Genomic DNA, 11,027 nt, shown 5'->3' on the forward strand with positions numbered 1-11,027 from the left:
CCGGTATCCACCCATCGTTCCAGAACGGCAGTAACAAAGTAACGTTTCTTTCGCCACTGAAAAAAGTGCGGACCACCGTCTGTCGCTGTAACAGTTACCGGGTGTTCAACCAGTCGCATGGTCCAGTCCCTCTTTTCCGGTTATAACTTGATGGCGCAAAGGATCAAAAAAAGCCAGCATCTGCTCCCGTCGGCTAATCCTCGCTTGGGCTCCAATCTGCACACAGCCTGGGTAGCGTTCCTGCAAGCGCTTTACCACCGCCGTGAGCCGGCTTCGATCTTGGGACGGACGCTTAGTCCACAAGAGACTAAGCTGCCGCGAAGCCAGATTAGCCAACGGGCCTAATCTGGCAACTAATGTACCGGCCGGGAATTGTTCCAGTTGTAACCACAGACTCCTCAGGGCCAGCAGTAATTCCGATCCGGTAAGATGAGGGCTCTGAAACTCACGCACCGCGTTAAGCCCGGTTCCAATTGCTGGCAACGACACCAGCTCCAAACGACGCCCCCACTGTTGCCGCTGTTTCTGTTCAGCCGCTAAATACTCTGCCGCCGCCCATAGCTGTTGTTCCCAGCCTTGAAGCGACTGTTCGCCGGTCCAAGGTAGCTGATATGTAATAAAACAAGGTAACCGGTTCTTCACCCGCTCACTGTCCTGCCCTCGGCTCCAAGCAGCTAAACTATGCCCGGCCGAGCCAAAGGAGCGATACAGATCCTGCGGCGATATCGCTGCCAACTGTCCGATGGTCACCAGGCCCAGCAGCTGCAACCGGCGCAGCAGCGCTGGATCCACCGGCCAAAGGTAACGAAGAGGCAGCGGGGCCAAAAATCGGGCCACTGTCCCTGGCGGTACCTTTAGCGGACCGCGCCGGTGCGGCCACAAACCGTCTCTTTGCGCTAAAGTAGCCGCTTTGGCTGTGAGCTTATTTTCGGCCAGCGAAGAAAACAAGCGCCGGCCCAAATGCGGTACCACCTGAGTCTCCAGCTGCAACAAAGCTTCTTCCGGCTGAGCCAAGCGGGTAAAATCAAGAAACACCCCGCCGGCCCCTTTGGGTTCGCCGGGCTTGCCGGGCTCGCTGGGCTCGCCGCTAGCGGTAAAAGCAGCACAAGCGATTAAAAACTCTTCTTCTCTCTCCGGTGGCAGACCTTCCAGGTAACAATGAGCAATCAACCAGCAGCGCCCCTTTTCGAACATATGTTCGCCCCCATAGAAACATTATACCCCGCCGGTAAAAGCGGGGCAAGTAGAAGAAAAAGGGTTGGCTGTCGGTTTAAGAGCAAAACTAAAACTGTGAGCGTTCCTGCCGTCGGTTAACTAACTGACACAGGGCAGTGTAAATCTCCCCTAGCAAGGTTGCTGCCGGGAGCCCGGTAAGTCCCAGGGCCGACAGTACCACCAGGTCTAACTCTTGCCGGTCAGGTTGTTCCACTTCTTCTTCGATCGGCAGCACCGCTCGTCCACACAGCCGGCGAAAGCATTTTCTTAAGGCGCGCTGCCGCTTAAGATTAAACAGGGCCGGTTTTACCACCGGCAGGTCGGCCAGTTCTGAACCGTAAAAAGTAAGGACGCCGTCGCCCATATTGGATCGTCCCCAAAGCTCCACATGGAAAAAGGTAATGGTGGAGTTTAAGAGTGCGGCTATAAGTTCGGGGTCTACGCAGCCGGTAAGGTAATAAAAAGTATGGTCACATAAGATCGCCCCTGGGTTATAGGGAAAATTAAACCGCCGGTCGTAAAATTGGCGGGCCAGAACTTGTGGCGGCAACAGTTTGGGTAAGCTCCACCACAGGGGTCTGGCTCTAAGGGTGGGCCGGTGCTGAAAGCTTTGTGCCTCTCCCCAGCGGATATAATCAGCTACTTTAAGTCCCTTAATATAATCTTTATCCGGCGGAAGCAGCAATACTTTCCAGCTGAGCTTGTCCTCACTCACCAGGTAACCTTCCACTTCTCGCGGCGACTTGACGAGCGGTAACAAAAACCTCTTTTCCACGGCAAAATATTGTTCTTCCGGTTTGGTTCCAACCGTAATAACGGCCAGGTCGCTGTGAGGGGTAAGGCCCAGCTTCTGGCCTAGATCTTTGGGAGCGGTATCAGTCACATCGCGCACGAAGAAAAAGGCATTGGCGCCGGAGGTAAATCCTCGTCTGACCTCTCCCAGTTCACCGGCTCTGGTCCAGGACTGAGCGGTCATTTGATGCAAAGTGAAATAAGCCGCCGGTGCCCGTAGCATGGTACCCCAAACGGCTCGTACCGGTTCTCGTCTGTGGGTCAGCGCCTGCAGACGTTCCCGGGGCAAAGTAACAGCTTGCCAGTCTTGATGGCACTTAAAACCAGACGGGCAAGGGGCCAGAGAGGCCATTGGTTCCGGCGGTACCGTCGCCAGTGGAGTCAGTAAATTAACCAGTGTGGTCGGACCGCTGGGCTTTTGCCGACCGGCACGGCGGGCAAAAGTGCAGACGGCAGTATGGACGGCTGATTCCTGGAACCAGCGCTCGCAGGCGGATGTAATAATTAGCGGAATCTCCAGTTGCTGCTGCAGAAGGTCCTGTAGGGCTCGGCCGTAATCCACTTCCAGCCAAGCCACCGGCGTAACCACGGCCGCAACAGCGCCTGGCTTTAATATATGTACCAGGTTGGCTAAAAAATAGCCGTAGAGATCCACTTGACGAGGCAGTAACCCCTGAAACCGTTCCGATAAAAACCTCTTTGTTTCCGGATCGATGCCTTCCTGGCGCCGGTAGGGAGGATTGGCCAGCACCACATCAGCCCACAGAGGCGGCTCCTGTAGGCTGTCGCCGATGCTGATACCCGGCAGCGGCGGAAAAGAAGCAGCACCTCGTTTTAATTCCGGTAACACCTCCAACCACAAGCGAACTTTGGTCAAGTAGACTGCCTCCGCATCAACATCCTTGCCGGCCAAAAGCGGCAACAGATCGCATTTCGTTCCTCCCGGCCGCAGGTCGGCCGGCAAGGAGGCCAGCTCCTGCAGGGCAGCCGTTAAGAAGGCCCCGGTTCCCACGGCCGGATCATACAGTACGAACGAAGGCGGGAGCTGTGCTTTTTCGGTGGGCCGGGAACCGCGAGCACCGCTAGCGGTGCAAGTACCGCTGCCGGTGCAAGTACCGCTAGCGGTAAGTTCATTGACGTATAAAGATAATACCAGCCGGGCCATAAATTGAGCTAACAGCGGCGGGGTATAGTAGATCCCCTCTCCGCGCTCAGCTACAGTCTTCTGATTCCAGTGTACAGCCTCAAGCGAGCATCCCAGTTCCGATCCAGTAGGGTGTATAGCCTCCAGATGGGCCCTCAATTCTCTAATGGCGGCCGGGCACTTCCCCTGCCAAGCCGGGTGGGTAAAAGGACCGCCAAGATCCACCAGCTCTGCCGGCGAGGCTGATGTCTCCCCTAATCCCCACCAGAAAAGGCCCTGTACTAGGGCGGAGATGGCCTCTGGGTAAGGCTTTCCCTGCCTGAGTTCAGCCAGAGCCTGGGTCAACACCGAGGTGCAAGCCGGTATTTTAGACCTGGACATAATCCGTCACTCCCTCCGGCGGCGCTATCAGCGGCAACAGCCGGGCCAGCGTGATCACGTCTTGGGCATTATGCTGAAGCACCGGCGTCAACAGACGCGGTTCCTGCGTCTGTACAAACCGGTGATAAATCATCGGTACCAAGTAGCCGGGGACATCGCCTTCGCGCTCATAGCCGAGGAGGTTCTCTTCCAGGGTAACCAGCTTCCGATTGGGCAAATCCTGGGGCAGCCGCCGAGCATGAATATATAGGTCCACTTGCAGCAAGTCATCAGGGCACGGTAGGCGGTAATAAACCAACCGCTCTTTAATATAAGGCCAGTCAAACCGTTTGCCGTTAAAAGTAACCACTACCTTGGTCTGCTGCAAAAAAGTGGCCAAATACGCCAGCAGCGCCCGTTCCTCCCGGTAATGGCGGGCCAGCAGTTGCTCCAACACCATTCTCTGTTCTTGCTGCTGCATTACCCCCACCAGAAACAAGGGTTGGCTAGACCATAAACCAGTGGTCTCAATATCCAAAAACACTGCCTCCGCCGGTGAAAACAAACCCATGAGCTCAATATCGGTAGCGCCGCGCTGCCCAAGTTCTGTCACTTGCCGCTTGACGATCAAATCCAGCACCCTTCGCGCATCAGGCCCAAAGCGGGGGTGCACGGTAAGCTGATCCAGCGTATTTATGCCGGCGGCTTTAAACCGAGCTTCGGTAACTGGCCCGATACCCCACACCAGTTGTAGGTTGGTATAGATAAGAGTGGGAGAACAAGACAGCGGCCAACCCAGTTTCAGTTCCCGCCGGCGTAAGCAGAATGATCCGCCGGCGGTGCAGACTTCCTGACCGCCGAGCACAGACGCCGCCAGTACACGTCGTGAGCTGGATTCCTGGGCCGGTGGCGATACTGCCTTAGCCGGCGGCGCGTACCTTTTGACAGTCTGTTGGCCTTCTCTCTGCTCTCTAATTTGAGCCAGCCGTTCGAACAAGCTCATACTTCCACTCCTTTTAGCCGCTGAAGCTGACGGACAATGTTCTGGCGCATAATCGGTGGCAGACTTTTTCTATCTCGCCGCTCATACTCTTGACCCAGCAAGCCATACAGCAACATTATGGCTGCTTCTTTATCCAGCGGACGATTAAAGTTGGAGCACTTGGGTGAATAGATGCAATTGGGACAGCCGTTCTCACAGGGGCAGCTGGCCACCGCCTCCAGCGTAGCTGCCAGCAGCTCTTCGGCCCGTTCATACCCTTTTTCAGCAAAGCCCACTCCGCCTTGGTAAGCGTCGTGAATAAAGATCGTGGGTCGTCCGGTCTGGGTATGCAAAGTAGTGGACAAGCCACCCACATCGTTGCGGTCGCACATGGCAAACAGGGGCAGCAAAGCAATGGCAGCATGCTCCACTGCATGCAGTCCGCCCATGAGATCCAGCCCGACAGCTTGTATCTTAGCTACTAGCTCCGGTGACGGTATGAACCACATACCCATGGTTTCCAGCACTTCTTCCGGCAAGGACAGGTTCTCTCCCCCTAATACTTGGCCGGTGATTTCGTGCTTCTTAACATAGCCGGTTACTTTGGTCCGTACCTTGAGCTGTCCGATGGCAAACTCATGGCCATGCAGTTCTTTTTCGGCCAGAGTAGCCAAAATTTCAGTGTTCTTTTGTCGACCCACCATGGTGTAATAGTCCGCATCCAGTTTATTCAGATAGGCCACCTCTTGGGCCACGTCCAACTCCTCCACCCGGTAAGTCTCACCCTGGTGCAGATAGATGGCTCCGGGGTAGGCCTCGGAAAAAGCCGTATGCCGATCCATGGTGCCGATCAACCGATTGTTAGCGCTCCGTTCCCGCAGTAAAAACGTACTGCCTGTAGTCCGGAGATTTGCTTTTTGGGCCGGATAATCCTGACCTACATAAAACCAGCGCCCGTCACCCTGAGTAACTTCGCCGTCTTCCTCCAAGATGGTCAGAAGGTCCAGCAGCACCGGATCCCATAAAGACAAATCCTGTGTTGATAGGGGCAGTTCCTGGGCAGCGCAGCGGGCCTGACCCAGTAACAAATAAGGGTTGGCGGTATCGATCAAGGCGCTTTCGGTGGGTTTATCGAAAAAGACTTCTGGGTGACGTAAGAAATACTGATCCAATGGATTCGCCACGGCAATAAAAATCACCAGCGACGGCCGTTCGCGCCGCCCCACCCGGCCCGCTTGTTGCCACGTGGAGGCAATGGTCCCTGGATAACCGGCAATCAGGCACACATCCATGGCCCCCACGTCAATGCCCAATTCTAAGGCGTTGGTGGCCACCACTCCCAGCAGTCTTCCGGAAAACAGGGCCTTTTCAATAGCCCGGCGCTCGGCTGGCAAATAACCGCCGCGATAAGCCATGATTTGTTGCCCCAACGGTTCCGGAGCAGTCTGTTGTACCCGGCGCAACATCCGCTCCACCACCTGCCGGGCCCGAGCAAAAGCAATAGTACGAGCTCGTTCTGCTAACAAAACCTGCAGCAGCCAGACAGCTTCACTCAGATAAGTCCTAGGCGCGGGAACTTGCCAAAAAATAAAATTGCGCTCTCCCTGCGGCGCACCGCTGCCAGCAATAAGTGTCACCGGCAAGCCAGTGAGGCGTTCAGCATGCTGTTTGGGATTAGCGATGGTGGCCGAGGTAAGAATAAACTGAGGGTCTGCCCCGTGTTCCCGAGCCAAGCGGCGCAAGCGGCGAATAACATGGGCTACTTGGGTACCGAAAACACCGCGGTAAGTATGGATTTCGTCAATAACCACAAACCGCAGCTGGGAGAAAAATTCATGCCACTTAAGATGATTAGGCAAAATACCCAGATGTAACATGTCCGGATTGGTTAGAACCACCCGGGCCTGCTCACGGATGGCCGCCTTGGCTGTATCAGGGGTGTCACCGTCGTAGACCGCGGCCGGTACCAGGCCGAAACCGTCCACCGTAGTCAGCTGATCCTGGGTTAGAGCTTTGGTGGGAAACAGATACAATGCTCGTGCCTTTTTGTCGGCCACCAATTCGCTCAGCACCGGCAAATTGTAGCACAGGGTTTTGCCAGAGGCTGTAGGCGTAACCACCACAATATTGTTTCCGTCCCGCACAGCATCCAAAGCCGCCGCCTGATGGGCGTAGAGACGATTAATGCCCTCAGCAGCTAAACAATCCCTGACAACCGGCGACAACGGCTCTTTAGGTGCCGCATAGCTGGCTTCCTGTCCCGGCAAATGACGACAATAAGAAATCTGACCGCAATATTGTTCCTGATTCTTGATGGTTAACTGTGTTTTTTCTATGTTCATGCTGTCTTCTCCTCAGGCTATCTATTAGCTGCAACCGGCACCTTTTCCTGCTGGCGATACATATTTGTTATCCCTTCAAGGGCATTCTAGCTTTGGAGGTGATTTTTATGGCTCGAGGGCAGCAAATCATGTGCAGTGTCAACAGTTGTCATTATTGGAAAACAGGAAACCAGTGCGACGCCAATAGTATTATGGTTACGGCCGATAGCTTCGCCACTTCCGCACCTGACACCATTGATGCGCCGCAAGCCTCGACCCTTTCGGCCACACCCACCCAGCGGTGCGAGGAAACATGCTGCAAAACCTTTACCCACAAAGGTTCCGGCAAAGAGCGCATGGACAGTGTTATGAGAACCTAAGGCGGGCGCAGGGGGCACTGGCCCCCTTTTTTGTCTAGGTCGAAAACGAGGGCCATCTTGTTCTTGGTGGTGCTTCAATATATACTAACGAGCCCCTGCGGGCTCGTTATTTCTTATGGCCCATTTGCCTAGACAAAACCTGATTTCTGTGTCATTATTTGGTCGGGGAAATATATTGTCTATTGTCTGGAGGCAAACATGGTGGAACAAACTGTAATTACAACCGAGCAAACTGGCTGGACACTTGGCACCCGGTTAGCTTTTATTCTGGGAAAGCTTTGTATTGCACTATTGCAGCTAGCCCAGTGGCTGCGCCTGCCTTGGGGCGGTACCGCTTTTCCCGGCCGGGTTGTACTGAAGATAGACCGAAATATAGTAGCTACTCTGCGCCGACGCTACCACGGCTTTATCCTGGTCACTGGTACCAACGGTAAAACCAGCACTACGGCTCAGCTGGTACAGTTGCTGCAGAGTGCCGGGCTAGAAGTGGTCTCCAACCCGGAAGGAGCCAACATGGTCCCTGGGCTGGTCACGGCCCTGCTTAAGGCCGAGCCAATCTGGCCCCCAGCAGCTACCCCCGGCTATAGTGGCCAAACTCGCTTAGCTGTGCTGGAAGTGGACGAAGGCAGCCTGCTGCCTTTGTCCCGGCGTGTTACCGAAGTTGATATGGTAATTATAACCAACCTTTTCCCCGATCAGTTAGATCGCTATGGTTCGGTCAATGCCTTAGCGAAGCAGATGAAAAAGGCGCTGACTGCTTGGCGTGGCGCCACCTTAGTGCTAAATGCCGACGATCCGTTGGTGGCTTCTTTCGGACAGAACCGCAGCCATGCCCGCTACTTTGCTGTGGAGACGGCTGACGATGACCCTGCCTTCATAAGCGGCGAAGCAGGCGAAGTTTCCCTCTGCCCGCTCTGCGGACAGAGGCTGCATTACAGCAGTTCCCGCTATGCCCACTTAGGTTGCTATGCTTGTTCCGGCTGTGACTTCAGCCGACCGCGGCCCTCGGTAATCGCTTGGCTTTTACCGGATAAAAAAGAACCCGGTACTTTGTTTCTGGTTCGGACTCCCACCGAAGAAGTGGAATTTTATAGTGCCTTAACCGGTCTATATAATGTTTATAACACTACTGCTGCCCTAGCAGCCACCGCAGTCTTGCAACCAAAAACAAAGCTGGCCTCCCTGACGTCAGCAGTAGCTGCTTTCCGGGCTCCGGCTGGGCGGACCGAATACTTCAGCTGGCCTGACCGAAGCAAGGAAGCCACTTTGGTCCTGGTAAAAAACCCGGCCGGATTCAATCAGGCCCTTACTACTTTGGCTGACACGCAAACGGAAGGCGCAGCCACCACGCTTATTATAGCCATCAACGATCTTCCTGCTGACGGGCGCGATGTGTCTTGGCTCTGGGACACATATATTGATGCCATTGCCGGCGACGTCTTCGTCATCTGCAGCGGTCGTCGAGCCCGAGACGTGGCTGTATGTTTTAAGTACAACGGCCTGCCGCTGGATAAGATGATGGTGGTGCCCGAGGTGAATAAGGCTGTCCGGGAGGCCTTAACAGCCCCGGCGCCTAACATCATCGTTCTTTGCAATTATACCGTGTTGGCACCGCTACGACAGGCGTTAGTGAAACAAGGAGGTAAAGCGGATGCTACTTAGGATCTTGCACCTGTACCCTGATCTGTTGAACCAGGAACAGAGCAATATTCTCGTTTTGAGCCGGCGCGCCCAGTGGCGGGGCATTGACTTGGAAATTAGTGAAGCTCGGCGCTCCGATCCCTGGTCGTTAAAAAACTGTGATCTGGTTTTCCTCGGTAGCGGCACAGTCGAAGCACAAACAGCCGTAGCCCAAGACTGGTCCGATAAAATACCGTCCCTGCGAGAAGCCGTAGACAACGGGTTGGTCCTGCTGGCCATTAGCGCCGGTTATCAGCTCTTGGGCACCGCTATTCGGACCGCCGAAGGGAACATAATCCCCGGGGCCGGTATATTCTCTACCGCTACTAAGATCAAACCGCGCCGGTTAGAAGGTCCTGTAGCCGTCCGTCTATCCTTCTTACGGTCCGACCAACCGGTAGTAGGTTATGAGAACCACCAGGGGCATACTCGTATAGCATCATCATCGTCTGTGGTCTGCCAAAAAAATACCGTCGTCCCTCTAGGGCGAGTAGTGTATGGACAAGGTAATAATGGCCAAGATCAAACTGAAGGCGCTCGCTATAAAAACGCGTTGGGCACCTACATACAAGGACCCGTCTTAGCAAAAAACCCCCATTTAGCTGATTTTCTCCTCGAGCAAGCCCTGAGCCACCGCTACGGCCAAGTGCGCTTATCACCCTTAGACGATCGATTAGAGAACCAAGCCAATCAAGAATTCTTTGACCAATATCGCCCTCACCCACTGACACAATTGTTGTTCTCCCGCCGCCGTTAAGGCTCCGTCCTGGCCGCCTTACAGTACGTAGAACGAGCAGGCACAGAGGCTCGCCCCTACATAAAGGCCCGCTATTGCAGCCCCGTCCGGCTGCTACTAAAATCCGGGACCCTGGGGTGCTGCAATCCCCAGATGATTTCTTAGTGCCTCCTGTAGTGTTTGCGAGCAGTTGACGCCACTTCTCAGCTTGAGCGTTAAGCCAGCTAGACGTGGTAAGGGTCTTCTTGACCGCACGAGAATCTTTTTCTTTTCTTGTCTTAACCCTTGGAGCAAAGGGGGACCGGCACCGCTACGCCGGTAGTTAAAAAATATAAATAGGCTTCGGCCACCGGCAGGGAGCTTAAGGAGGTCAGCGCCCGGGCGTAAAGCTGGATCTGCCGCTTATAGCTTTCGAGACGGCGCTCCAGGGCCGCACCTCTGACCCGGTCGGTTTTAAAATCCAACAGTAGCCAGCCGTTCTCTTCTTTAACCATACAGTCGATGATACCTTGGACTAAAATTGGTTCCGCTGCTGTAGCCAAACAAAGTGGCTCTTCGGGGTATGCTTCTGCTGCCGGTAATACTAAACTAAAAGGAACTTCCCGCCGAACCGATTCCGGCCTGGCCGTAAGACGACGACCCAGCGGACCGGCAAAAAAGGTAGCCAGCGCCGTAACGTCCACGGTCTTAGCCTGTTCTTCAGTGATAAATTCGTGCCTGACCAGATCCTCAATTTGTTCTTTGATATCGGTAGCGGTGAGTACTCGCTTTAGATTTAGATGCTCCAGTATCTGGTGCACGGCGCTGCCGTACTCCACCGCTGTAAGAGCGGTTCGTCCGCTGATAAAGCGAGGTCGCTCGGCCATGGGCTGGAAGAAATACTTTAAGCCTTCGTCAGCCTCTAGCTGTGCGTCTTGGCCCAGCGCCGGACGGCCTTTGAGTTCGCTTACACTTGCCTTGGCAGCCAGCGAAGCAGCGTCCTGGTAGGGATACTGCCAGGACAGCGCTTTTTCTATCGCCGCCACCAGTTCCTGCGGCAGCGGTTCTTTGGGCTCCAGCAGCTGTATATCCGCTTCCCGAGCAGCAGCCGCTTCTTTTAGAATAAGATTAAGTTCGTCGGCCCGGTATAAGAACACCTGCCAAGCCGAGGGATCCGCTGCCAATTCTGTGTCCGGCAGCTCAATATTGTCCGGCCGTAAAGCAGCACAATCTCCGTGTCGAACCAAGGTCGGGCCTAGCCAGTCTAAGTAGGTCTGCGCCGATAGCAGGAGCCCCGGCGGTAACGGCCACTCTCTTTGCCGGGCCGCGCTACTCCAATTCCGGCCCTGCTTGGCTAAATTGACTGCTGATCCTACCAAGACAAGTTTCTCCCGGGCTCGGGTCAGGGCCACATACAGTATTCGCAGTTCTTCAGCCA

Annotated in this window: 8 protein-coding genes; 3 read left to right on the forward strand and 5 right to left on the reverse strand. The window is 54.8% G+C overall.

What is annotated here, in order from left to right; all coding sequences use genetic code 11:
• Positions 1-105 precede the first annotated feature (105 nt).
• The 4 genes from GX016_07460 to GX016_07475 all read right to left on the reverse strand — a co-directional run bounded on the left by GX016_07460 (position 106) and on the right by GX016_07475 (position 6,835).
• Positions 106-1,194 (reverse strand): hypothetical protein, encoded by a 1,089-nt coding sequence (locus GX016_07460; protein ID HHT71394.1) that lies wholly within the window; start codon positions 1,192-1,194, stop codon positions 106-108.
• A gap of 88 nt (positions 1,195-1,282) precedes the next feature.
• A complete protein-coding gene (locus GX016_07465) occupies positions 1,283-3,532 on the reverse strand; it encodes an N-6 DNA methylase (protein HHT71395.1) in 2,250 nt (749 codons plus the stop codon).
• Complete coding sequence (locus GX016_07470) at positions 3,519-4,514, reverse strand: hypothetical protein (GenBank protein HHT71396.1); 996 nt, start codon at positions 4,512-4,514, stop codon at positions 3,519-3,521. Before GX016_07470 ends, GX016_07465 begins: the two co-directional genes overlap by 14 nt.
• Complete coding sequence (locus tag GX016_07475; GenBank protein HHT71397.1) at positions 4,511-6,835, reverse strand: DEAD/DEAH box helicase; 2,325 nt, start codon at positions 6,833-6,835, stop codon at positions 4,511-4,513. The genes GX016_07470 and GX016_07475 overlap by 4 nt, the downstream gene beginning before the upstream one ends.
• A 107-nt stretch (positions 6,836-6,942) precedes the next feature.
• On the opposite strand from GX016_07475, the gene GX016_07480 reads away from it, so the two are divergent.
• The 3 genes from GX016_07480 to GX016_07490 all read left to right on the forward strand — a co-directional run bounded on the left by GX016_07480 (position 6,943) and on the right by GX016_07490 (position 9,631).
• The gene (locus GX016_07480; GenBank protein HHT71398.1) at positions 6,943-7,194 is read left to right on the forward strand and encodes a DUF1540 domain-containing protein; all 252 of its coding nucleotides are present in this window, start codon (positions 6,943-6,945) and stop codon (positions 7,192-7,194) included.
• 198 nt (positions 7,195-7,392) lie between these two features.
• On the forward strand, positions 7,393-8,856 hold the full coding sequence (locus GX016_07485; GenBank protein HHT71399.1) for a DUF1727 domain-containing protein: 1,464 nt from the start codon (positions 7,393-7,395) through the stop codon (positions 8,854-8,856).
• Positions 8,846-9,631, forward strand: a complete 786-nt coding sequence (locus GX016_07490; protein ID HHT71400.1) for a glutamine amidotransferase — start codon at positions 8,846-8,848, stop codon at positions 9,629-9,631. Before GX016_07485 ends, GX016_07490 begins: the two co-directional genes overlap by 11 nt.
• A gap of 257 nt (positions 9,632-9,888) precedes the next feature.
• Here GX016_07490 and GX016_07495 read toward each other — a convergent pair.
• Positions 9,889-11,027 (reverse strand): helicase-exonuclease AddAB subunit AddA (locus GX016_07495; protein ID HHT71401.1); only part of this gene is annotated, 1,139 nt, incomplete at its 5' end.

The organism is Bacillota bacterium (assembly GCA_012837285.1).
Classification (GTDB): Bacteria; Bacillota; DTU030; order DUMP01; family DUMP01; genus DUNI01.

What these genes read in the sequence shown, in the direction of transcription:
- GX016_07465 (HHT71395.1), bottom strand. Translation starts at nt 3,532, where the DNA reads ATGTCCAGGTCTAAAATACCGGCTTGCACCTCGGTGTTGACCCAGGCT.
- GX016_07475 (HHT71397.1), bottom strand. Translation starts at nt 6,835, where the DNA reads ATGAACATAGAAAAAACACAGTTAACCATCAAGAATCAGGAACAATAT.
- GX016_07460 (HHT71394.1), bottom strand. Translation starts at nt 1,194, where the DNA reads ATGTTCGAAAAGGGGCGCTGCTGGTTGATTGCTCATTGTTACCTGGAA.
- GX016_07485 (HHT71399.1), top strand. Translation starts at nt 7,393, where the DNA reads ATGGTGGAACAAACTGTAATTACAACCGAGCAAACTGGCTGGACACTT.
- GX016_07480 (HHT71398.1), top strand. Translation starts at nt 6,943, where the DNA reads ATGGCTCGAGGGCAGCAAATCATGTGCAGTGTCAACAGTTGTCATTAT.
- GX016_07490 (HHT71400.1), top strand. Translation starts at nt 8,846, where the DNA reads ATGCTACTTAGGATCTTGCACCTGTACCCTGATCTGTTGAACCAGGAA.
- GX016_07470 (HHT71396.1), bottom strand. Translation starts at nt 4,514, where the DNA reads ATGAGCTTGTTCGAACGGCTGGCTCAAATTAGAGAGCAGAGAGAAGGC.